This window comes from Desulfobacter curvatus DSM 3379 (genome assembly GCF_000373985.1).
Taxonomy (GTDB): domain Bacteria; phylum Desulfobacterota; class Desulfobacteria; order Desulfobacterales; family Desulfobacteraceae; genus Desulfobacter; species Desulfobacter curvatus.
The window spans coordinates 1-24,564 of sequence record NZ_KB892901.1 but is presented as its reverse complement, the minus strand read 5'-3'; the positions used below and the strand labels follow the sequence as shown (position 1 = coordinate 24,564).

Here is a 24,564-nt window from a genome sequence, read left to right as displayed (position 1 = left end):
GGCTATACCCCGGGACAGATTTGCTGAAACAGGTTGTCGAGAAACGCAATATCCATTTTGTACCAGTGCTGGCGTACCACCAGGATTACCAGGCAGACCGAGCCGGTTAAAAGTCCGATCACGGTGGTGGAAAATGCCATAATCAGATTTTGGGCCATGGTTTCAAGGTTGCCTGTTGAAATGTTCATTAATGCCGGCCCCATGGGGATTAAGGTCCCCATCAGCCCCAGTACGGGCCCAAGGCGCACCCCAAGCTGAACCAGCCGGCACCTGCGGGCCGCCTCCATCTCCACATCTGTAAATACCTTTTCCAGATAGGCCGAATTTTCAGGGTGTTCACCTGCTTTTTCCAAAAAAGCAGCCACGGTTTCAGGACAGATCTGCAGGTTCCCGGACAGGGTTTCCAGTATCCGGGCCGGGGTGATTGGTTTTAAGATAAATGTATCCTGAAAGGTTTCCCATTGACCGGATTTGGCCCTGCGATTGACCCATTCGTTCAGGAACATGCCGGTTTCAAACAGGATAACCGCAAAGAGCAATAACAGGCAGACCACCACAGGTATTTTGAGTACCATGGTGATCTGGAACAGTATTTCCATTAAAATGGGCATTATTTTTTCTTTGCCCCTTTCACAACAAATCCGGCCAGAATAATGGCCAGTATACCCAAGGCAATGAGATACAGCATCATGTGGTTATGGGCGGTGTTGCTTTCTTCCTTTGTTTTATCTGGTTGTTCCATCTGCTCATGGACCATCTTCTTTCCCTGCACCTGCTGCTCACCCTGGGTCTGTTCCGGAGGCAGTGTCATCTGGGCTACCTTCTTTTTGAAAGGTTCGGCCAGGGTATTGAGTTCGGGCTTCCCAGGGGCTGTCAGTTGCCGGGTTACAAATTGTTCAAGCTTTTCATTGCCGCCTGCCCTAATGCCCGAGCCTGTGCCGTGATCCACAACAGACTGGGCATAGGCCCGAACAATCTGCTCCAGGGTCTGTTCATCGGCCTGCCAATACCCCTTTCTCACGGTTTCCAGCAGGGTCACCGTGATGTCCTGGAACGCATGGGGATTGTTTTTTTCAAACCATTGGAAAAGCCCCAGATCAAACGTGTCGTTTACATAGACATCGGTGACTTTTTGCCAGTCCCGGTCGGTGATGGTATTTTCCCGGGTGATCTCCCAACCCATGAGATTACCGGTATCCTTGGCCAGCACCGTGGCCCCGGCATACCCCTCTTTCATCAACGCTTTTATCCACTTGGGATTGAGCAGCCGGGAGTTGAGATCCATCTTCACGGCATCTTCGGCCCGCACAACCCGTGCGTTATCGGGATTGCGCACATCCATGTACAGATAGTCCGGTTCTTTACCGGTTGATTCTTTGATGGCCAAAGACATCATCCCTTCCACCCACCAGGAAAATTTATTTCCCAGGGCAAAATCACGGTTGTCATACCAGCTTCTGATGATGGACTCGGTGCCCTGGATGGCCTGGTCAAAGGCCTGGGGCGCACTTTCACCCCAGTGGTCTTTGGTATACACATGCTTGCAATACTTGAGGTATACATCCAGAAGATCCTTTCGGGAGTCCCATTCCCCGGTTCGGTCGGCCAGGTAGAAAAACCAGTTGTGGCTGTCCTGGATTTCGTCCTTTTCCGTGCCGAACATGCGTGCCAAAGAAAGGGCGTGGGCGCTTTTTTCAGACCGGCCCGATGCCGTCAGTGCTGACTGGATGGCCTGGCTGTTGCGGTAGACATAGTTGTCCTTTTCCTTGTGGGAGGCTGCCAGCCGGATGGCCTTATCCATAAATTTCATCAGGGAGGGCAGCTCTTCTCTGTACACGCTGCGGGCCGACAAGAACACATCAATGCGGGGCCGTCCCAACTCTTTTGCGGGAATCAACGCCACATCCCGCACCCGGTTCTTTGTATCCCACACCGGACGCACCCCCATCAGATACAAAATCTGGCACTCGGTGATCCCGTAATCACTGTAGGTGGCATAGGGCACCAGGGAAAAAGCAATTTTTTCAGGGTAACGGCCCTTTGCCTTTAATTCGTTGGCCAGATAGGTTTTCATCAATTGGGTGCCAAGCTCCCAGGATGCCCGGGTGGGCAGTTCGGCTGGATTGAGCACCACCATGTTTCTGCCGGTGGGAATTACACCCGGGTTGCGTTCGGGACTGCCCGAAGAGCCAGGGACAATGAATTGGCCGTCCAGGGCATTGATGATGCTGTCCATCTCCATTTTGGGATCGCTCATCTCCTTGTACAGCCGCCGGGCAAGTTCAAGCCCTTCGCGGACCGGTTCAGGCAGTTTTTTGCCTGTCACCGTCAACCCGGCACCTTTAACGGCCTCTCGGTTGGAAAAACCGCTGTGCAGAATTAAATCCAGGATTTCAAGGGCTTTGCCGTGCATTGTATCTTCTGGGGCATCCCCATTTCCGGCAGCGGACGCATTGTCCGGAGCCAACCCTGCCAGCGCTTTGGTAAAGCGCTTCCCTGCGCACTGGACAATGTATGGGATCAGCAGTTTATCGTCCGGCCCTTTGCCCAGGGTGTGCATGGCCGAAGGGATCTTCTGATTTTTCAGGTCATGCAGGTAAACACCGATCCGTCTGATCTGGGCATCATTGAGGGTGAATCCGGCCATGGAACGCAGTTTTTCCAGGCGCACGGACAGATCCTTCTCACCGGAGGACATGATCCATTCCACATCCAGGTTGCTCGATTTCACCTGTGCGGTGATGGTGTCGGCAAATTTGGCTTTCAAGGCCCCCTCATCCAGGGCCAGATATTTTGTGATGGTGGATTCCATATTCAACAGGTTTTCGGGCAGGTCCGCATCCATCAGGGGCGGGGGCATGAAGTCCGGGGTAACGGCGTAAGCCCTGCGCTTGCAGGGGGTATGTTCGGCAATGTTGCTGGAGAGCCATGGGTTTATGTTGGGCATGTTTGCCAACAGGATGTCACTCCAGTCTGATTTTGACATAAACGCCTGCTTGCCTTCAAACAGCCACTCGGTGCCGTGTGAGCCGAAGTGGACCACGGCATCGGCTTTAAATTCCTCCTGGAGCCAGAAATAGGTGGCAAGATAGTGGTGCGTGGGCGGTAAAATGGTCTCGTCCATCTCCTTTTTTGTGGTGGCGGTCAACGCCTCGCCCTTGGGGGGCTGGGTAAGCAGTACCAGGTTGCCCAGGTCCAGCCGGGGAATGACCAGGTATTTCTGACCGCTGTACGTCCACATCATAAGGTCGCCCGGCGGCGGTCCCCAATACTTGATCACCTCCTGGCGGCGCCACTCCGGCACCTTGGTTTCAAACCACTTCTGGTAGGTTTCCAAGGGGATCAGCACCGCTTTACCGCTTTTGGCCAGGGCATCCAGGGTGGCCGGCTCCCAGGTGCCCATCTGGCGGCCATGGTCGATGAGCCGGTCCAGCAGTTCGGTTTCATCGGCGGGCAGGTTGGCAGTGGTGTACCCTTCGGCCTTGAGGCGTTCTAAGAGTCGCAACATGCTTTTAGGCGCATTGAGGCAGTGGTGGGGACCGCTCATCAGGCTGAGTTTGTCCGCCACCCGGTCATAGGTGACCAGGGCAATTTTTTTTTGGTTATTGGGCCTTTTTTCAAGGGCGATCCAGTTCTTGGCCCGGCCGCAGATGCGTTGAATCCGATCGGGAATGGGAACAATCTGTTCGCCGCTGTCATGCCCTGATTTTGTACCCCCGGAAGTGAGGCACTCGGTGGCGCCCTTGAGTTCCGCAGATGTGATCTGGTGCACCTGGCGGCCCACACTCATGCCGGGACGGTTGTTGGTCTCCCATTGGGCAATGGACTCTTCGGTGAACCACAGGGCATGAATTCTGGGCACATTCAGGGTTTTCCAGAAATCCACCGACTCCCGGGTATGGGAGGTCATGATCACCAGATCCGGTTTAAATTCGATCAAGTGCTGCCGAAACGTGGGATCATCTGCCACCAGACACACCGATAATATCCCTTGGGTTTTCAACTCATCCATCAATGCTCGGATCACCTGGGGCTGGTGAAAGAGCACATGGTGCCGCCAGGAGCCGATTACCACACGCGGGGTGGTCTCAATGTCCCAGCCGGCCTGGGCGGCCTGGTCAAAAAACTGTTTAACCGACGCCAACTGCCCGTATTCCGGGTGGTAAATACGCACCAGTTCGCCCTGACCCGGTTGGGGCACCGTGGCCTTTCTGCCAAAATAATTAACCAGGGCAAACTGCACCATGTCGCCCATGGATTGCCAGGACAGCCCGTAATAGGCGGCCATTTTTTTATCAAGGATGACGTTTTCAGGACCGATCCAGTCCGCCCAGTTTTGGTACAGATGGGGCGGGCCCACACAAAAGATCTTTAAATCGGGGTTTTTCTTTTTAGCGGACACAACGGCGCGTTTATAATTTTTTTTGTAATCACCTGCGGCAAACGAGACAAAAATCAGATCAAAGCCGGCCAGCTCCGGCAGCGGGTCTGCGGCAAAGGTGCCGGGTTCAACCTTTTGTATATCTACGCTTAATCGGTTCTGAGCCTCGGACATGGCCTCGACCGCCCCCCCGGCCATGCCGATCACCCCTATTTTGAACTCTGCCTTGACCTGGCTCACACTTTCAGCTTCGTGGACTGCTGCTGTGAGTTCAGGTAAAAATGTTGCCGACAATGCACAAAGAAAAAGCGCTGTTAAGTATATTTTCTTTTGCCTGCTGCAGGAGACGATCCAATGCATGGTAAATCCTTGGGTATCTTAAGTTTATTTTACAGGTCGGTATTTTTAGTTCGACGACTGAGAAGATCACAGGAATGTTCGGGTTTGATGAGAAGAATGGGTTTAAATAAAAAACTAACCGACCCCGGGTTTTGCCCGTCTTAATTTAATGAACAACATGTTAACTGTTTCATAACATCCGGGGGTTAATTCTAATATTTACCTAATTTCCCTCTATTGTTTTCACGCTATTTTGTGTTTTTGGAAAAGAAGTAGTTCGTTTTGTTGCATTTAAAGAAAACGCAAATTTACAAAAAAGGGGAAAAGAAAATGAAGTTAAGATTGGCTCTATGCGTGCTGCTGGGGCTTGCGGTGCTTGGGGTCACCCAGAGCGCCTTTGCCGGCAGTGACAAATACAGGTTGTCCTGGACATCCGATCCGGCCACCGCCATGACCATCGGGTGGTGCCAGACATCGGGTGAAGCCTACGGTGTCAAATATGGTACCGACCCGGCGTTGGCCACCTACACCACCCAGGTTCCGGATGTAACCCGGACCTATGACAACACCTCCAGTGCAGAGGGCGCCCCCTTGGTCAGCTACTTCTGCGATCTTACAGGCCTGCAGCCGGATACGGTCTACTATTTCAGGACCTATGATTCCCAGGGCGACAATACCATTTACTGGTTTAAAACCGCACCCAATACGCCCAAAGCCATCACTTTTATATCCGGCGGCGATTCAAGGACCCACCAGGAGCCCCGGCAGTGGGGCAACACCCTGGTATCCAAACTGCGCCCGCTGTTTGTTGCCTTTGGCGGGGACTACCACGATGACTGCACCAACGATGAGATGCGTGAATGGCTTGATGACTGGCAGTTGACCATCTCTTCGGACAACCGCATGTATCCCATTATCCCATCCCACGGCAACCACGAAAATGACATGACCGAGTTTGTACAGCTCATCTTCAATATGCCTAACGCCGATGCCTACTATGCGGCAAGCGTGGGCGGCACCATGATGCGTTTGTACTCCTTGAACACCGAGCTTGAACCTGGTGTGGGATACGGTGCCTTCACGGACCAGGACGATACCAAATGGAATGACCAGGCCAACTGGCTGGCCGCTGATATGGCGGCCAATCCCGGTTACACCTGGAAAATCGGTCAGTTCCACCGGCCCATGCGGCCCCACCAGAGCGACAAAGCTGAAGGCACAGGCAGAATCGACGCCTGGGCCCAGACCATGTATGACAATGGTATGGACCTGGTCATTGACTGCGATTCCCATCTGGTTAAATATACCTATCCTGTGGCGCCCAGTGAAGATGCAGGATCTTACGAAAGTTTTGTAAGAGATGATGCCGCCGGTACCATGTTTATCGGTGAAGGCTCTTGGGGTGCCCCCCACCGGGCCAATGATGATGACAAACCCTGGACCCTGTCTTCAGACACCTTCTGGCAGTTTAAGCTGATCCAGGCCAATGCCTCCAACATCTATATCCGCACCGTGAAATTCGGCCAATATGATACAGACGGCAATCCGGCGCTGGGATATGACATGGATGATGTGGCGGAGCTGACCCAGGCTGCCCAGGATGCCGACGCCTTTGCCGTGCCTGCCGGGCTGGATGAAATCCTGTGGAAACCTTTGGCAGGCAAGGTGGTTACCCTGAATGCCACGGGTGACCTTTTCAGTGGCGCAGAGATTAACAATGTTGAATACATATCCACCGGTGCCAACTGGAAATACCTGGATGACGGGTCTGACCAGGGAACGGACTGGGCTGGAACCAGCTTTGATGATTCCGCATGGGCCAGTGGAGATGCCCAGCTGGGATACGGTGACGGTGATGAAACCACGGTAATCAGTTACGGTGATGATGCTGATAACAAAAATATTACCGCATATTTCCGTAAAACCTTTACGGTTGCTGATGCGGCTAAGGTGATCAAACTCAAAGTGATGATGCTGCGGGACGACGGAGCCGTACTATATATTAATGGTACTGAAGCTGCCCGGTCCAGCATGCCTGACGGTGACATCACCTATACCACCCTTGCCAATGATGCCGGCAGCGAAACCACCTATTATGAATACAATCTGGATCCTTCGCTGCTGGTTACAGGATCAAACACCGTTGCCGTGGAGGTTCACCAGAGCGGCGCGACAAGTTCCGATACCAGTTTTGATCTTGTTCTTTACGGGGTTGAGTCCAATACAACCGGTACGGCCCCAGCAGACCCCACCGGCCTTGTCCCGGTTGATGTGACCACCACTACAATTGATCTGTCGTGGACGGACAATGCCGGCGATGAAGTGGGGTATGAGCTTTGGCGCAAAATAGCAGACGGTGCCTGGGAAATTCTTGAGCCTGCCATGGCCGCCGATACGGCAACCTACGGCGATACCATGCTCAGTGAGGGAACCACCTATACTTATAAAGTAAGAGCCTTTAATGCCGCAGGCCTGTCAGCTTTCAGCGATGAGCTGGCCGTCACCACTGCCGTGGCCTCTACGCCCCTTGTCTACGGTGAGGATTTTAATACCGGATCATTTGGCCAGTTCACAACTGTCAGTGTTGCCAGTTCCGGGGATAATGCCGACTGGCATGCGTATGAATATCCCACCGGCTCCGGTGACTGGTTCGCCCGTATCAACGGGTATGGGGCCGATGAAGCCAGTAACGACTGGCTGATTTCACCTGAGCTGAACCTCTATGCCTATGACGGGGAGTATGTCACCGCCGATCTGGCATATAACTACTCCGGCCCTGAAATCGAGGTGCTGGTTTCCGACAATTATGATCCCGAGGTCCACACCAACCCGGGCGATGCCCACTGGGTCTTCATGGGCGCCACAATGCCCACCACAGGCAGTTATACCTTTGAGACCACAGGAGAGCTGAGCTTTGACCTGGCTACAGTCGATTTTGACGTTGATTTCGGCAGCTTCACCCCTTACAGCGTGGCCAGCAATGCCGACTGGGTCATCCAGGAGCAGGCCGGGAAAGTAGGTGCAGTGGCCAATGGGTTTGGTGCTGACGACGCCAGCGAAGACTGGCTGATTTCACCGGCCTTCACTGTGGGTGCCGGATCTGAGATTGAAATTGCCTTTAACCTCTACCGCAAATACGACGGGCCAGAGCTTCAGGTCATGATTTCCACGGATTATGCCGGCAGCGGAGATCCGAATCTGGCCACCTGGGAAAGTTATTCCGTTGCCCACGATGATGTTTATGGCGCATGGAAAAATGTGAGTATTACCCATGAGATTGCCGCTGATGCCACGGTTTACGTGGCCTTCCTGTATACGACCACCGGAACCGCTTCAGGAGATGGCGCCCGCATCGGCGTTGATGATGTCGTCATCCAGCCCACCAAAGCAAGGGTTGCCTTCCACTACATATCTACCGGTACCGGCGGTGGCGACGGCCGTGTCTGGGAAGTGGATAATTTTGAGTTCCGCGCCAACCAGGTCTCTTACCTGTCTGAAAATTTTGACCAGGACCTGATCTCGGCCTCAAGCTTTACGGTATACAGTGTGGCCAGCGACGCCGACTGGATACTCCAAGAGCAGGCCGGGCAACAGGGCGCGGTGGCCAATGGTTACGGTGCAGATGGCCCCAGTGATGACTGGCTTATTTCTCCTGCCATGCTGCTGGCGGCGTCTGAATGTTCGGAACTGACATTTGACTTTTACTATAAATACGGCGGCCCAGAACTGCAGGTGATGATCTCTACCGACTATGACGGTGAAAGTGATCCCACATCCTTTACCTGGGATGCGGTTACCATTGAATTTGACGCAGATTACTATAACGACTGGAAACCGGTCACCGTTGATCTGTGCGATTACTCGGGCATCGTATATGTGGCCTTTCGCTACACCTCCACAGGTACCGGAAGCGGCGAGGGCGCCCGCATCGGTGTGGACAATGTCCAGGTGGTTCGCAAAGTTTCCACCGCGTTCAGTGTGAATTTTACGGCCGGCCCCGATACCGTGACCACCCATGATGCCGAAGTCGGGTTCACGGCCTATGTGAACGGCGGTACCGAACCTTACACCTATGCATGGACATTTGGAAACGGTGACGCATCTACGGACGCCAATCCGGTATATACCTACACCAATGCCGGTATTTACTCGGTGACCCTGTGTGCCACTGATGCCGATGGTACCCAGGCATGCAGCAGCAAAACCGATCTGATCACAGTAGAACAAGGTACCACCTATGCCCTGCCGGAAAAAGCTGGTGACCTCAGGGTCGCCACATTTAACTGCTACCTGAACCGCACCAGTGAAGGCCGGATTGTCACGGACCTTGAATCCGGAACCGACGAGCAGATCCGGAAAGTGGCCGAGATCATCCAGCGGGTGAACCCGGATGTGATCCTGCTCAACGAGTTCGATTACGTGGCCGACGGCAGTGCCCTTGAATTGTTAAAGCAAAAGTATCTGAACGTCAGCCAGAATGGTGCAGACCCTATTGAATTTTCATATAGCTTTATTGCTGAGTCCAACACCGGTGTTGAATCAGGATATGACTTTAATAACGACGGGTCCACAACAAGCGGTGGTGACGACTGCTACGGCTATGGCGATTTTTATGGACAGTATGGCATGGCTTTCTTGTCCAAGTATCCCATTGATGAGGAGAACGTTCGGACCTTCCAGAAATTTTTATGGAAGGATATGACGGACAGCAGCCTGCCCACAAATTACTATGATACCGACGAGCAGGCGATTTTTCGGTTAAGCTCCAAGAGTCATTGGGATATTCCCGTGACTGTGAATGGAGAAACCGTCCACCTGCTGTGCGCTCACCCCACCCCGCCCACCTTTGATGACGGCGATGCCGATGAGGATGAAAGTCTCTACGACTGGAACGGCAAACGGAACCATGATGAAATCCGGTTCTGGGCCGACTATGTCTCCCCGGGCTATGACGACTACATCTATGATGATGACAACCTCATGGGCGGGATTGATGAAGATGCCAGATTTGTGATCCTGGGCGACCAGAATGCCGATCCGGATGAAGGAGATTCCTACCAGAACGCAATCTTGCAGTTGCTTGACAACGAAAATATCAACTCAAGTTATGTGCCGGTAAGCACCGGTGGCGTGGATTACGGTATTGATGAAGATGATACGGCATCCTGGGCCATGAGAGCCGACTATGTCCTGCCTTCAGCCGACGGGTTTGAGATCAAACAGGGCGGCGTGTTTTGGCCCACCCACACAGACGATGTCTACTACCTGGTGGATTCGGATGCAAGTTCGGATCATCGTCTGGTCTGGATTGATTTGAGCATCATATCCGACACCATTGTTGAGGGGGATCTTGATGGTGATGGCGATGTGGACAAAGATGACATCACAGTGATCCGCAGTCACCTGCGTGAGGATGCCTCGGTGTGTCCTGCCTGTGATATTGACAACGATGGCACAATTACAATCAAGGATGCGCGTAAAGCCACAGGGTTGTGTACCCTCAGCCGCTGTGCCCGTCCTTAAAAAAAATCCCTTGCCGGGGGACAGGGTTCCCCGGCAAGGGGATTTTAATTAAACAAAATTTAGAAAGGAAGCAAGTGATGTTTAACGTAAGAAAATATGTACTGACGGTTTTAGTAATTGTACTTGTGGGAATGTCGTCGTCGGCGTTTGCCGATACGACAACCGTGGAAATTTCCATCAGTGGCCTGAGTACCGTGGATCTTTCCGCTGTTGATTTGACTGTTGAGTATGACAATGCATTAGTGACTACTGATGGTTATACGGTGACTGACGCCTTAGGTTCTGTTGATGCCGGCGATGCTGAGGATTGGAGCGGTATTTCCGCTGTCGGCGACGGATTTGATGTAAGTATTTTTTCCTGGCTTACAGATTTCAGCAGCCAGGCAGACAGCTTTGTTCTGGCGACCCTCACGCTTTCAAGTGATGATGGCGGAGCCTTGGCTGCCGTTAATCTGGATGATTTCTCATATATCGACCTGGTTGACCAGAACAATAATTGGATTAGTGCTTATACCGTTGAAACCACAGCCCGCGGATTCAACATCAGTGTCGCCAGCGCCAGTGCAGTTCCTGAGCCTTCAGCGTTTACGCTTCTGGCTTTTGGCCTGCTCGGTCTGACTCAGCTTGCAAGGCGGCGTGCATAACGTTTGTTGCCTTTTGTTTTGAAACAGTTATGCCCTGTGATGTTAACCTTCACAGGGCATGACTGTTTTTAGCGTCCTGATTTAAGAAGTGTTTTCAGTTTTTTGGGGGATGAGATATTCTGCCAGCCCTGTTTTAACGGGACTGCAGGAAAGGTTATTGGCCGGGCCGTAAAAAATTTCACATAGACGTTGCCGGACTCATCGGCCAGAAAGCATGGAAAACCAGAGCTGGGCATCTTGCCCGGCAGTGCGGCCACCGCCCACTCCTGTTGAATGTCGATATTGGATTTTTTGCCTCTGCCGTTAAACCTGTGGTGGATATCCACAAAGAAAAAGCCGTCCAGGGTTTGGTTGTAATCCATGGCCAGGGCAATTTTTTGGGGAATCAGGTCCAGTTTAACCTGGTTTCCCCGGTGGTCCGGTGTGATCCACAAATGGGCCATGAACCGGGCAAACTGCGGTTGGCCCAGGACCTGTTTTATTCGGTCCGGATAACGGGCCTGGGCCCTGCTGATCTGCTGGATGTACGCGTAAGCTTTAAGGGCCTGGGCCGTGGTAGGGCCAGTGTTTTCCTCATTTTTTAGAATTCCGGCTGCACCCAGCCATTGAACGGTCATCCACCCAATGGTCACCCAGAAAATAATTGAAAAAATCACTCCGCTGATAGACCAGCGCTTTAGACCCATATTGGGGTGGGCCAATGTCACGGCCGACACCCTTTTCCCTGCATCCATTCCACCACCCGGGGACAGTCCGGGTCCGGGGTATCGAGGTGGCCCGATACTTCCATGGACACGGCATGACATCCCCCTTTGCACACCGTAAGATATGGGCAGGATCTGCACGGTTCCGGGGCCCGCTCTTCCCAGGTGATGAGCTGATTTAAAGCGGGATTCCGGACATAACCGTCGCCATAGTCAAATACATTCATGCCCGAATCTTTAAGAAATGAGCAGCCTGCCACAGCCCCGTTGCTGCGGATGCCTAAAAGCACGTTGCCGGCCTCGCATCCATAGGTGGCAAGCCCTGTCAGGGCCTCCATGGGCGGGTTGTGCCAACATAGCATGGGGATAAACGAACAGTCGATTTTGGCCTGGATTCCATGGGTTTGGGACAACTCCCCTAAAAGGGGCACAAGGGCGATATTCTGCTCGTGGGTACAGGCTTCCCGGCGGTAGGTTTTAGCGGCCCTCCCCGCAGGTTTGTACCGCAATATTTCGATCTCATTGAGGCCTTTGTTTCGGGCATAGGTGAATAAGTCCGGCAGCTGATCAAAATTACGACGGCCCAGCACCGTGTTGATGCCGGTGGGAACACCCGCCTTGATGAGATTGTCAATGGCCTGGTCCGCCGTGTCAAACATCTCTTTGCCCCGGAAGACGGCATAGGCATCGCCCGTACCATCCATGGAGATGTTCACCTGGCCGAATACCGTCATCTGCTGTGCAATGTCCGACGTGATGCCCCGGCCTGACACCGTGAGGTTGGGCACAAGGCCGATCTGTCTTGCGTAATGGGCAATCTGAAACAGATCTTCTCTTTCCAGGGCCTCACCGCCCCCTAACGCCACATGGAATACCTTCATGTCGGCCAGAATTTTCAAGGCCTTTTTAAAGGTGGGGGTATCCAGCTCCTGGGGGTCGGCAACGGCCGAATCCATATAGCAGTGGGGACAGTCCCCCGAGCATTGGTTGGTCAAAGCGATATGGACTTCAAGGGGGGCGGATAAAAGCCCCACATCGGGATTCGGGATTTCCCAGATTTTTGATTCAGGCAGTTTCAGTTCTCTCATATATTCCTGGTCCACAAAGGCCAGAAACGGCGGATCATCACTGGCGATAATGCCGCCGAAATTTTCATACCGGTATTTCATTGGTACCTTTCCAACCATTTCACCAGCTCGGGGTCTTCCACGGCATCCAGTTCGATCACCGGGTAGTTCAGCGGGTTGGTCAGCAAATAAGGTTCTGGTTCATTGATCCTGAAGGCAAAATACCCCGGATCATTTTGGCCGGCATAATACCGGCTTTTAAAGTCCACATGACGAAGATAAAAAAGTCCGAGCACAGACACGGCCCCGAGACAGGCGCACAACAGATTGACGCTGACCGCAGCCATGGGCTTTCGCAGTTTTGATGTAAAAAGAGTTAAAAAATAGATGCCGGCCACAAGAGTAGTACCATGGGCAAATAAGAGCCACACAGGCATGGCCCCCGGGGCATTGTAACGGAAGTCCACATAGGCCGGAGGTGGGAAAAAATCATCTTTGTTCACGACCTCCCGGGGTTTTCCAGCCCCGCCATAGGCGTACAGGGTCCCCCAGAAACACCCGGTCCAGGCAGCCAGCAAAATAAGCCCGGCAACAAGATGGACACCGCGGACCCATTGCCAGGGATGCGTCAAAAAAAATCCTGCAACCAGACCCAGAATCAAACATACTGCTGTGCCCAGGACAAAAAGATGCCCCAGGTGCCGGGTCCACTGGTACCGGGCATTTTGTTTCAACCGTGTCACCGGAACGGTTAGAAACAGGGCCGGACGCAGTTTAAGGGCTTTTCCAAAGGCGAGGTCCGCCCTGAACGGCCGGTTTTGCTTCAAATGGATCATCCCCATAAGATAGTGGATATTGTAAACCGGATAATCTGCCGACACCTGATCAAGGCCTTGTTTCAGCTTTGAAAAATCATTTTCAAGGGTTTTGGCATCCTGTTGGGAAAAACTGACTCCGGGCTTCATCACAAGGGTTCTGGCATGCAGATACACGTTGTGAAAATCGGCATTGGTATTCAAGGCCTGGTCCATGCGTACAAGCTCAATATTGGCCAGGTGAAAGGCTTTTAAGCGTTTGTAATCCGGTTCGGAAGTGATTTTTTTCAGCTGGACCCGGGCCTTGGCCGCATCCCCGGCCTGGTTCCGGTAAAAGTTTGAAAGGGCCAGCAAAAGGCGGGCCCGCTCGACTGCCGGCAGGGTGTTGTCTTTGATCGTTTCATTAAAAAGTTTGACAACGGGTTTATACGCTTTGGCATGGACAAGTATTTCCAATTGTTGCAGCACGCTGTCCGCCGTTCCATTCGTATCATCGCCCAAAACCGGCACCGTCGGCAGCATAACCAGCAGCAGAGCCACCCACACCAGGGCAAGGTTGATTTTTGCGGCAATGACCTGTCCGTAATAAAATGGTGTTGTCAGGGCATTACGATCAGTCATCCGACGATGTCTCTTTCGTACCGGAATTTGTTTTGCCTGTATCTTGCCCGGAATTCACATTTTTCCCCTGGCACTTTTTGGCAAATGCAGTGAGAATCAGGGCCGAAACAACAGCAAATCCCCCTGTCATCACCATCACCGATACCGGCAGCGCATAGATCAAAGACCCCATGGAAGAGGAGTTGGGGTTGTACCCGTGTTTGACCTTTAAAATTTTTCCCTTTCGGGATTGTTGCGTCATGATACTCATATCCATCCAAGATTATAGGTCAGCACCAGGGACATCACCACAAACAGCAGGGCATGGGCCAGCTTGGAGGCAAAAATAAACATGGGATTTTGGCCGGTTTTAACGACCTTTAACCCAAATGCAGCCCCGAAAAAGACCACCACCAGGGGGATAATAAATGCCAGGTTGTAAACCACCAGATACCCCAAGGCTTTGAGACGGTATGCAGGGTCGGTGAGCATGGTGACAATGGGCACATAGACCTGGCCGGTGCAGGTGAATTCCAGGCCTGAGATGACCAGGCCCAGGAGAAACGGGGTGCCGAATATCAGCACCGGCCGGTTCACAACACCCCGGATCAGGCGTTCAATAAACCAGGAAAAGGGTTTGGGCATCTTCAATATCTGGGCTGAATCCTCCTTTTGCCGGATCACCCGGACGGCGTCAATGAGGCTGACCACGGCCAGGACCACCACCACCGTCAGCATCACCGTGTTGACGGTCATGGACAGGGTGCTGTTGAGCAGAATCTGCCGCAACCCGTGGTAAAAGGCCAGGCCAATGGCAAGATACGCCAGAAACACCCCAAGGGTAAAGGTGGCACCGGCCCAGATAATGGTGCGCTGGTCCAGGCCGAACAAGGTGAGATAAGAGACCAGTAGAATGATGGTGGCAAAGGCGCAGGGGTTCAGCCCGTCCACCAGGCCGGCCACGGCCGTCAGCACCGGGGTCAGGGAGAGAAACGCATCTGTTTTGGCATCTTTGACATCAATTTTTTTGTCAAAAGGATGAATGGCCTCGGCCTTATATTTATCCGGATTCTTTTTAAACGCTTCGATCTCCCGGGCCAGTTTTTCCCTGATGCCGTTTTCCCCGCCAATCACCCGGGCACCTGCAAAAATGGCGGGCAGATCGGCGTCCTGGCGCCCAAATGCCTGGCCAGCCGTAAGAAATAACGCATAGGCTTCGGGCTGGCTTAAATCAAAATAAGAGATGTTGATGTTCACCTGGTAATATTGGGACAACGCAGGCAGAATCCGCTGCAAAAGCCTTCGGCAGAAGGGGCAGTCATAGGAGAACAGAACCAGGGGCAAGGTGGGTGAATCGGGCCCTGCGGATAAAAAGATCTCCTGTTTCATCTGCCCTGCGGTCTGTTCTGATTCCGGTTCCATCCTGACCGCCCCTGTTTTCGGAGTCAGGGTCAGTTCGTCCAGAACCGTGCCGTCAACAGACATGGCTTTAAGTGTCATAAACCGGGGATTGACATCCACCCGGCAGAAATGATGGGCGCGGGCTTCGGCCTGGGAGGCATAGGCAGGGTCCGGAGGATTCCAGATTAGTTCTGCGCCGGCGCCTCCTGAGATCACATACGTGACCCCGTTTTTATGGGAACGCTCGTATAAGTGCCATGAGGAAAACACAATATCAACATTGCCCTGTTCAAATACCGGTGCCCATTCCCGTTTAAGCAGATCCGCAGACCGGCCCCGGCTGATGAAGACGGGATCATGGATAAAGACCACCCTGAACGGCGCGCTTTGTACTTCAGGCCGTGCCAGTTCCTGTTTGAGCCACACCATCTGTTCGCTGTTTTTATCAAGTTCAGCCGTATCCTGGTTCCCCCGGCTGTCCCAGGCGTTCAGGGCAAAAAAGTTGATGCCGGCCCATTGAAATGCGTACCATCCCTTTTTAAGCGCAGGAAAAAAACGGGCCCCGATCCCTTTGTTCGAATCCACATCATTATCTCCAAGAACCGGAAATATTGCCGATTTAGCCATCAGTTCTTTTTCGATGCTGAAAAAATTTTGCCACAGTTTGAGGTCCCGGCCCTGGTCCACCATATCCCCGAGCAGCAGGTAGAAGGCGGGTTCAAGCTCACCCACCTGGGATACGACCTCCCGATGAAAACGGCTTGAGCCCGTATCCCCGGGCCGGGGATCGCCGAACACACAAAAATGAAAGGAGTCCCCGGGCCTGCCGGCCGTTTTTATGGTAAATCCGGTAGCGTTGTCCGGCGTCTTCACTTGTCCGTTGCCCGCGGATACGGCATACTTGAACACCTCGCCGGGGCGAAGGCCGTCCACTTTGATAAAATGAGCGCTTCGGGCCTGGTCTGATATAAATTGCCTGGTGCTGTCGTCGATAAATAGCGTCACCTTGGCAGGCATGGGCGTTTTCAGATGAAAGGCCACCACCGCCGAAATCATATCCGGGGATAACACATAAGGGGAGATCAAAAATTCGTCTGATAATTTATGCTCATCTGCCAAGGCGGGAGCGCACAAAAGAGAGCCCGGGAATAACAGCAAAGCCGTCAACAGTAAACAGGCCACAGACAACTTCATGGCCCTAAAATACTGCAGATGGTTTTGCCGGGCAGAAAATGATCGGGAAATGGTTCGATACAAAATGTGGTTTATCCTTTATTGTCCGCTTCAAGGGCCAGTGTGATTTTTGACATCATCTGATGGTAAACGGTCTCGCTAAATCCTTTGGCAATCATGATAACCCGGCCGTCCGGATCAACGGCCACCGTGGTGGGGTAGGCGTTGAGCCCAAGCCTTTTGAACAGCCGGGCCCCCTCATCCAGAAGCATGGGAAAATTAATATGGAATCCCTGGACCACCTGTCTGATTTGCTCTGCGTTTTCAGGATCGGTACAGATTCCGGCCACCATCACCCGGCCCGGGGCAAACTGAGCCGGTAATTTTTTTATTTCAATCAGCTCCTGTTTGCAGTAGTTGCACCAGGTGGCCCAGAACACCAGGACCGTCACATGCCCCTTTTGCCGGTTGGCATAAAATCGGGTATGATCAATGGTCTGAAGCATAAAAGCGGGCAGGATATCCCCCTGGGCCAAAGGTTTATTTCCTGCACACCCGGTAAAAAAAAGAAAAAACATAATGCAGACCGGAAGAACACCCCAAGGTCCAACACCTTTTAAGCAACTACCGCTGTTCATCGTACTGTCTTTACTCCACTGGGGCTTCATGATAGAGATGCCGTTCATTCCATTCCCTGGTCTTTCACACATCGGTCTTTCTCTTTAAACGTTTTGCGTAAACGTTTATCAAATGTATTGAGCAGCATTAAAACCGCCACAGTCATCCCCCCCGAGGCCATGGTAAAGGCCAGAAACAAGGATATCTGGGAGCCCACAGAACTGGAGTTTGGATTATACCCCTGTTTAACGGCCAGCAGTTTTCCCCGGACAGGGGCATTGCCGACAGATGTATCCCGGGTCGGATTATTTTGACGCAGCGGGCCTGAATCAATTCTTTTTCGGTCGAGCCGTTTACAACGTGTCACAACTATTTTTTCCTTACATATTGATAACAATTAAATAATGCTCATACACCATGTATACGGCCAGGTAACTTGCGCTGATAAATACTGTCAGCCCTGCTGTAAGGCCGGTCAGGGTACGTATGACAGCGGCACCCACACCAGGGGTTTCGATCTTGGCCATCAATGCGCCCCCGGCAGCGCCGCCCCATACCGCCGCTATAGATAATCCAAACGCCAGTTCAACCATCTGCAGGGTGGAGATAAATTGTTCATGGATCACCCAGGCCCCCAAAAAATTGACCCCAAAAATAATGGGAAGCGCCCAGACCGCTCGACGGACCGCTCCAAAATAGACCCCTTTGGGGGGTATCAGCACAATGAACAGCGGTATCAGGCAGACCAAGGCGAGGGTTGCCCTGCCGAAAGTTTTCCGCCGGATATTGCGTTTGCTTCGCTGGATTTTCGCATCAATGGCCTGGGACATGCCGGGCATCCCTGGGTGCCGGGTCAGGGCCTTTTCATAGGCCTGGATTGCCGGATCATAGATCTCGGCATCATAATAGGTATCACCGATATCAAGGGCCGCAGTGTCCGCTTCTTCACTGTGCGGGTAATTTTTGCTTAAACGTTCGAATGCTGCCACGGCACGGTCAATATCAATTTCACGGTACGCCATGCCCAGCCAGTGTAAAACGGCCGGGGCCACTACAGCCGTGGGGTATTGATCCACGATGGCCCGGGCCTGTTCCAGGTGTTGAACAAGGGTCTTTGTTGTCGAATCGGTGCCGATCGGCTGGGTGGTTTTGATCTTTTCAAACCGGGCCAGGGGCTCATAGTCAAAATCTGATCGGTGTTGTAAGAATTTAACCCGCTGCCGGGCCAAAGGCGTCAAACCGCTGTTCGGCTCTTTTTGGATCAGGGCTTGATACCATTGAATGGCGGATGGGTAATCAAACAGCTTTTCATCATAGAGCCTGGCTGTGGCGAAATAGGCATCATCAATTTGGAAATGGCCGGCATCGTGGTTTTGAATAAAGGTTTGATACGCCTTTATGGCCGCATTATAGGCGCCTTGATCTGCCAATTTTCTACAGTCGTCACAGGAGATCCGGCCTTCCAGGGGAGGGGCTTTGAGCACAATTTTTTGATGTGTATCCAACAGCACGGCATCCGCCTGGTACCGGCCCACGTCGATACGGACACCGGGCATCTGCTCTGTACCCATGGGAAGACCGATATAGGTGATATCATCCGCGGTTTTATGCCAGGTTCCGATACTTTTCACCAGCACAAACACCACGGGCCGACTCGTTTGCTGCCGGTTGTGGCGGACAAGGGTGTTGTGCAAAAGAGATTGGGGCACAAGTGCCGGCTCCGCATCAAGACCCGCCATACCCCTTGCCAGAACCAGCCCCTGGAGACCTGCTTTATTAAATTCCGGCAAAGACCGGCGGTCAAAATCAGAGGAATTGGAAATCCACAGATGCAGTTCCCCCCAATCCAGACACCAAAAATCAGGCTGGGGCCGTTTGCCCCCGCCCTGGAATTTGGGTTTAGGACCGAAATGATCAAATATGGGTACATAGGGCCGGACCAGGTGGAAGGGATCAATGCCCTTTTCAGAGACAGGGCCTGCGTCAATAATGAAGTCCGGTACCTCATTCATTACCATGGCCCGGATCGTTTCAGAATCACCCTTGGCTCCCAGGATAAATGAAAAAGGGGTGTTGGCTTCCGGTCGGGTCTGGAACTGGTATCGTTTATCGGGGGTGTCTATCCAGTAGGTATATCGTGTTCCCGGTTTCAGATTGGTAAGCTCAACCTGGTGGTGAAATGATCCGGACAAAGCCTCTTTGACCGCTTTTACAGCGTTGTTGCCGGCAGCTGTGCGATAAAATACCTCTCCTTGAAAGGCGTCAACGGTGGTCCAGGCAATGGTAGCCTGTCTGCGTTCCACCCGGATCACCTCTATATCCTGGGCTGTGATATCGTTTGTCTGTTTTTTACAGCCTGCCGCTGCAAAGGTTAAAAGGGCCGTAACTAAAGCAACGCCCACCAGACGGAAAAACCTGTACCATGAATTCTCATAGGGGTACTCATTACAAATCCGGACGGTTGAACCGCCATTTTCAGGGTTAATATGCACCGGTACTTTAATATGATCCTTTAATAGTGTTATAAGCACCAGATTTCTATATCCCAACCAAGTTAGCATTGGATTAGACACAGCATCGATCCAAGTAAAATTTTGTTAAGATAACCAATTCACTATAAAAATTGGAGACGTTTAAATACTTTTGATAAGTACAGGACAGCACCTTTTTACTGAGGACTACATCAATATCGACATATCCCCAATGTTGTATTCAGAACCAAGACTATTATTAACATTCAACACTTTGATATTACTTGTTTTTCAGAGTTTTTGATTTGGGTAATGAGCGAGCCCTTTGTCTATGACCAGTCGCTATTGTTCCGAAAAAAATCATGGCCACTGGCGTTTCTATTGTTGGGCTTGGCCCTTCTCCAATGTCCTTCGAAATCTTGTAAAATAAAATCCAAATTTTATATATAATTGTATTTCAATTGGTTGCTGAATTTTGCCACTTGATAAAATTCAAAGAACCAGCTAAACATGTGGCCCGCTAAAAATAATGACGGGAGCAATGAGTATGAACAAGCTTGAACTAATTCAGGCAATCAAAGATAGAACAGGGCTGACCAAACAGGAATCCACAGACATGGTGAAGCTGTTTTTCGATAGCCTCACTGAGACTATGGTTAAAGGTGACCGGATTGAGATTCGGGGACTGTGTTCTTTTTTCATCAAAGAATACGACGGCTACACTGGCAGAAATCCCAAGACTGGGAAAAAAGTTAAGGTTCCCGGAAAAAGGCTCCCTTTCTTCAAGCCAGGAAAAGAATTGAAGGAGAGGGTCGATTATCCCAATTCAAAACGGTCTTCTCATAAACTTAAATGATTATTAAGGCCCAGTGAATGGTACATCAGCATTTAAGTGTTTCTCCTGGGCCTACAGAAGGAACACTATATTCTGAATCAGGGGAAAAACTGACACCGCCTGAAGGGTGGGCTTTTTTGCCCGCAGGGGATGCCGCGGTTACGAGGCGAGTAAAATCAAAGAGCCCCGTATGGGTGGTCCAGGTAAAATACCGCAGACGGATGATTTCAAAAGGTATATGGGCTCCCGCAGATAATATCCTGGTCGCAAAACAGGAAGTGGCTGCTAAGAGGTCAACACCGGCCTATGCTAATGAGCGGAAGCGGGAACTGGCACGAAGACAGGCCAAGCAAACCGCCTATACACAGGAATTTAATGATGAGGTCATCAAGTTTTTGAATTTCCATCCCCGGTATGAAAAAGAGGCACGACGCCTTGGAAAAATCATAACCACCCACGCAACTCCTGTGGGCAGCGGAACCGTTGCAAGAACCCAGCGTATTCCTATTAATAAAAGAGCTGAAGCAGCTGTAATTGCATGGATGCGACATAAAACCACTGCATATGATTCAATGAAAATTTCACGTGTAAAGGGAAAGCGACGAGAGGCACGTTTTCCGAGATAACTAAACAACCACCGTCTTGAAGACGGTGTGATTGACCTCGCGGACTGAAAGTCCAGCGAGACCGGCTGCAGCCGGTTACAACATCCTCGGGCGGTGCCGGCACCATAAACGCTTTACTCCCCAAGGAAGCCGGGGGCCAGGCATAAGCTCAAACCTGGTCGTATCGGTTGACTGTAAAAACATTGGGCAGGAAGGCCGGAGGCAAATCGGGCTAACGGAGGGGTACCTTCGGTTTACAGAAACAATAAAGGACTATGAATGATCCCTTGGGAAGAAATCGACCGGGCAACGGTGCCGGGCCGGAAAAATGAATTGATTCTCCGGAGGCGGGGCGAGGAGTTTTCCATCCGCACCGGCGGAACAGAACTGATGAACAGCCGGATGCACGGGTCAGAAGAGGCCCTGGCCAACCTGGCCTTTGAGCATATGGGGCAGAAAACGGTAGGGCAGGGATCGGGATTGCGTATCCTGGTGGGCGGCCTGGGCATGGGCTATACCCTGGCCAGAACCCTGGCGCTGGCGCCTTCGGATGCAAGGATTCTTGTGGCTGAACTGATCCCGGAGGTAATCGCTTGGAACAGGTCGGTCTTCGGACACTTGGCCGGAATGCCCTTGAATGATCCCAGGGTGAGGGTGGACACTTCGGATGTCGGGGCGACAGTCCATCGGCAGGCAGACGCTTTTGACGCCATTCTCCTGGATGTGGACAACGGTCCTGCAGGGCTGACCCAGGACGCCAATAACCGCCTTTATGCCAAAAACGGACTGAAAGCCGCCCTCAGAGCCTTGACCCCGGGCGGTGTCCTCGGCATCTGGTCCGCCGGGGACGATCCCGTCTTTACCCGCCGCCTCGCCAACTGCGGATTCAAGGCAAGGGCTGTCTCGGTCAGCGCCGTTGCCCCGGGCAGGGGCGGCCGGCATGTGGTATGGATCGCCGTCAAACCGGAAGGAGAGCCAGGATGAAAATAATAATGTGATTATCATCATTCCGTTAAAACAATTTCCCATAGTTCATTGAATGCATCCGTAAACAATCCAGCGATCTCCGGATTATTAACGATTAAAACATTCTCATCATTTTTAATGTCAGCCGATAGTGTCCAGTTGTATGATCCCAAAATGGTCGTCTTGTTATCAATAATGCCAACTTTATGATGTAGTTTTGCAGATGTATTTTCGACCTTAACGGGTATCCCCAACTTTTTAAATGTTTGATAAGCGGACCAGTATCTACACTGTGAACGCTCCATTCCCACCCGAACTTTTATTTTGGGTTCGTTCGTTTGGCGACGATTGACATATTTGACTGCCTGGAAACGATTGACCACGCCAGCCATCAGTGGAGAATTGGATCCATCCGGGTCCAAAGGTAAACATCATGATATCAAGAGTCTCTTTGGCGCCAACGACGGTTTCCAACAAATAATCATCAGGGTCATTGTCTGGTGAAAAAAGAACTTTAAACCTGGTGTTACCTATCTGAAATGATCCCATCTGACCATCATTCTTATTGCCAAAAATCCCATTCCACAATTCGTTAAATTCATCCCGATAAGCCCGGAGCAAGCCATAATTTTTTTGATTTGTATTTGGAAAATGCAAAATGATGATGTGGTTATAGTTGCGCCTTGTTCCGGTATCAGTAAAGTTTGTGGAACCGGTTAAAAGAGCGGCGCCGGGTTCGTCGTAGTCCCGAACAATGAATTTGTCATGAAAAATAGCCGGATTGCCGTCGGCTTTGACTTGGATATTGTCGGCTGCTTGAAATTCATCGAATGTCTTTTGATTATCCGTGTCCGGTTTTAAATAACTCTTTTCAAGGATCAAATTAACTTTGACACCTCTGGCCGCCGCCCTTTGGACTGCTTCTTTGATCGGGTTGCCGGAATATATTTTTCCAGATCTTAGTTCCTGAACGGCAATATTAAGGGATACCTTCGATTCGTCAATAAAACGGATAATCTCTGTTTCAAGTACGTAATTCTCTTGGGACAGGTCTTTGTGGGTGCTGATGTAAACCTCTATTTTCCCATTTTCAAATGTGGCTGCAATGGCTGTTTGGACGGTGGCGAGAATGATCATTGCACAGAAAATGGTAAACACTGCTGTTAATACCTTTTTCATTTAAACCTCAGAATTGTTAATTATATCTATGGTTAAGGTTGCTCAAAATATCACAATAATCGGAGGAACCGCCTGGGTTCGTGTCGATCGAGCTACTGTGCTTATTAGCCCGCGTTTTTCCAAAAAAACATTAATCGAGATGCGTTTTGTCAAACCGATCATTCTATCGGCTTGCTTCAAAAGCAGAACACCGGCATCAGAAGTAATTTCTCCGCTATTAAAATTTGCTTGAATTTTAGGCCCGTTACATCTTGTGAATTCTATGTGATTCGTGGTACATTTTGTTAGGGCAAAATTCTCTTTATAATTAGTTTAACCAACTGAATTATAAACTATTTTAAAAGATTTTACCTCTTTTTTTATGAATTATTCGGGATAGGTGTGATGGCGTCAGGTTGGCCCATTTTTTTTGGGTATAATGCAATATCCAATGTTTGAGCCAATTCCTTTTTCTATAAAAACCAAGTCTTTTATCCTGAGATTTTCTATGATTTCATCGACAACCAGTGATAAATTTACGCTGGCCTTTTCGCCATTTTTTTTTATATAACCCCCATGTCCTAGCGGACANAACGAAGCATGAAACACTTGCAATTTTTGAAAAATGGTCATAGCTATCAAATTTTTTTTCGACCAAGAAAAATATAAGGAGATACTCGATGTTCGAGTTTTTTGAATTTGACTGCCAAACAATCCTTGATTAGAATCAGGCTACTTTTTTTTGGAAGCGCTCCAAAGATGGAGATGGCTTCATTTGAGGAAAAATACGGCTGCTCATATGTTTTGTAGAAGGATTGAAAGGAATAATATTATCAATGCGTTCTTTTAACTTATCAAGCTTTTGTTCATTGATTTCGTTTCCACAGAAATCCTGGACAAATTGAACTAAGGCTTCTGTATGAATCCGCTGGGATAGGCTTCCCACACTCCATGCAGGAAGTTTGTTTTCCAGGCGGGCTTTCTGGTAATGATGGAAGAACAATGCATGATCTAACAGCAGACTCAGGATCAAGGAACTCCGAGATCCATCTTCGCCTGTATGCTTGGTCAGCTTGCCCCATCCTTCATGACCTTTCCAGTCCTCAAAGAAAACCTCTATCAACCAGCGGAAGAAGTATGCTTGAACAATATCCAATGTTCTCCAACTCAAGTCAGAGGCTAACAAATAACGTGGTTTTTTCTCATCAGGATACTGCATGGCGATCACAAAACGCTTGGCATTGTGAGACGGCACATACAGGCG

17 protein-coding genes and 1 pseudogene are annotated in these 24,564 nt (G+C 51.0%); 5 read left to right on the top strand and 13 right to left on the bottom strand.

Annotated features, from left to right (window positions below; all coding sequences use genetic code 11):
- Window positions 1–2: 2 nt before the first annotated feature.
- Both B147_RS0100860 and B147_RS27055 read right to left on the bottom strand, forming a co-directional pair.
- Entirely contained in the window at window positions 3–611 is a 609-nt protein-coding gene (locus B147_RS0100860) for a MotA/TolQ/ExbB proton channel family protein (RefSeq protein WP_020585371.1), read from the bottom strand.
- Complete coding sequence (locus B147_RS27055; protein WP_020585370.1) at window positions 611–4,741, bottom strand: cobaltochelatase subunit CobN; 4,131 nt, start codon at window positions 4,739–4,741, stop codon at window positions 611–613. Before B147_RS27055 ends, B147_RS0100860 begins: the two co-directional genes overlap by 1 nt.
- Window positions 4,742–5,050: 309 nt before the next feature.
- Between B147_RS27055 and B147_RS29885 the strand changes: the two genes are divergently transcribed.
- Both B147_RS29885 and B147_RS0100845 read left to right on the top strand, forming a co-directional pair.
- Window positions 5,051–10,243 (top strand): choice-of-anchor J domain-containing protein, encoded by a 5,193-nt coding sequence (locus B147_RS29885; protein ID WP_020585369.1) that lies wholly within the window; start codon window positions 5,051–5,053, stop codon window positions 10,241–10,243.
- A 77-nt stretch (window positions 10,244–10,320) separates the two neighbouring features.
- The gene (locus B147_RS0100845) at window positions 10,321–10,887 is read left to right on the top strand and encodes a PEP-CTERM sorting domain-containing protein (protein WP_020585368.1); all 567 of its coding nucleotides are present in this window, start codon (window positions 10,321–10,323) and stop codon (window positions 10,885–10,887) included.
- A gap of 68 nt (window positions 10,888–10,955) precedes the next feature.
- On the opposite strand, the gene B147_RS0100840 is transcribed toward B147_RS0100845, so the two are convergent.
- Genes B147_RS0100840 through B147_RS0100805 form a run of 8 tightly spaced genes read right to left on the bottom strand, consistent with a single transcriptional unit; the run spans window position 10,956 to window position 19,796 of the window.
- Entirely contained in the window at window positions 10,956–11,621 is a 666-nt protein-coding gene (locus B147_RS0100840) for a hypothetical protein (protein ID WP_020585367.1), read from the bottom strand.
- Window positions 11,591–12,760, bottom strand: a complete 1,170-nt coding sequence (locus B147_RS0100835; protein ID WP_020585366.1) for a radical SAM/SPASM domain-containing protein — start codon at window positions 12,758–12,760, stop codon at window positions 11,591–11,593. Before B147_RS0100835 ends, B147_RS0100840 begins: the two co-directional genes overlap by 31 nt.
- Entirely contained in the window at window positions 12,757–14,094 is a 1,338-nt protein-coding gene (locus B147_RS0100830) for a hypothetical protein (RefSeq protein ID WP_020585365.1), read from the bottom strand. Before B147_RS0100830 ends, B147_RS0100835 begins: the two co-directional genes overlap by 4 nt.
- On the bottom strand, window positions 14,087–14,335 hold the full coding sequence (locus B147_RS0100825; RefSeq protein ID WP_157237710.1) for a hypothetical protein: 249 nt from the start codon (window positions 14,333–14,335) through the stop codon (window positions 14,087–14,089). The genes B147_RS0100830 and B147_RS0100825 overlap by 8 nt, the downstream gene beginning before the upstream one ends.
- Window positions 14,336–14,340: 5 nt before the next feature.
- Complete coding sequence (locus tag B147_RS0100820; protein WP_020585363.1) at window positions 14,341–16,731, bottom strand: metallophosphoesterase; 2,391 nt, start codon at window positions 16,729–16,731, stop codon at window positions 14,341–14,343.
- Window positions 16,732–16,739: 8 nt separating this feature from the next.
- Window positions 16,740–17,333 (bottom strand): TlpA disulfide reductase family protein, encoded by a 594-nt coding sequence (locus tag B147_RS0100815; RefSeq protein ID WP_020585362.1) that lies wholly within the window; start codon window positions 17,331–17,333, stop codon window positions 16,740–16,742.
- Window positions 17,330–17,632 (bottom strand): hypothetical protein, encoded by a 303-nt coding sequence (locus tag B147_RS0100810; protein WP_020585361.1) that lies wholly within the window; start codon window positions 17,630–17,632, stop codon window positions 17,330–17,332. Before B147_RS0100810 ends, B147_RS0100815 begins: the two co-directional genes overlap by 4 nt.
- A 13-nt stretch (window positions 17,633–17,645) precedes the next feature.
- Complete coding sequence (locus B147_RS0100805; RefSeq protein ID WP_157237709.1) at window positions 17,646–19,796, bottom strand: tetratricopeptide repeat protein; 2,151 nt, start codon at window positions 19,794–19,796, stop codon at window positions 17,646–17,648.
- Window positions 19,797–20,283: 487 nt separating this feature from the next.
- Between B147_RS0100805 and B147_RS0100800 the strand changes: the two genes are divergently transcribed.
- From B147_RS0100800 to B147_RS0100790, 3 genes are all read left to right on the top strand, one after another.
- A complete protein-coding gene (locus B147_RS0100800; protein ID WP_020585359.1) occupies window positions 20,284–20,592 on the top strand; it encodes an HU family DNA-binding protein in 309 nt (102 codons plus the stop codon).
- A 17-nt stretch (window positions 20,593–20,609) separates the two neighbouring features.
- Window positions 20,610–21,197 carry a DUF2293 domain-containing protein gene (locus tag B147_RS0100795; RefSeq protein ID WP_020585358.1) on the top strand — a complete coding sequence of 196 codons (588 nt, stop codon included), beginning with the start codon at window positions 20,610–20,612 and terminating at the stop codon, window positions 21,195–21,197.
- 258 nt (window positions 21,198–21,455) lie between these two features.
- On the top strand, window positions 21,456–22,160 hold the full coding sequence (locus tag B147_RS0100790) for a spermidine synthase (protein ID WP_020585357.1): 705 nt from the start codon (window positions 21,456–21,458) through the stop codon (window positions 22,158–22,160).
- A 20-nt stretch (window positions 22,161–22,180) separates the two neighbouring features.
- Here B147_RS0100790 and B147_RS33365 read toward each other — a convergent pair whose 3' ends face one another.
- From B147_RS33365 to B147_RS0100770, 3 genes and pseudogenes are all read right to left on the bottom strand, one after another.
- On the bottom strand, window positions 22,181–22,447 hold the full coding sequence (locus tag B147_RS33365) for a phospholipase D-like domain-containing protein (RefSeq protein WP_020585356.1): 267 nt from the start codon (window positions 22,445–22,447) through the stop codon (window positions 22,181–22,183).
- On the bottom strand, window positions 22,428–23,321 hold the full coding sequence (locus B147_RS0100780) for a phospholipase D-like domain-containing protein (RefSeq protein WP_020585355.1): 894 nt from the start codon (window positions 23,319–23,321) through the stop codon (window positions 22,428–22,430). Before B147_RS0100780 ends, B147_RS33365 begins: the two co-directional genes overlap by 20 nt.
- A 706-nt stretch (window positions 23,322–24,027) precedes the next feature.
- A pseudogene (locus tag B147_RS0100770) lies at window positions 24,028–24,564 on the bottom strand (IS701 family transposase); the annotation flags it as partial.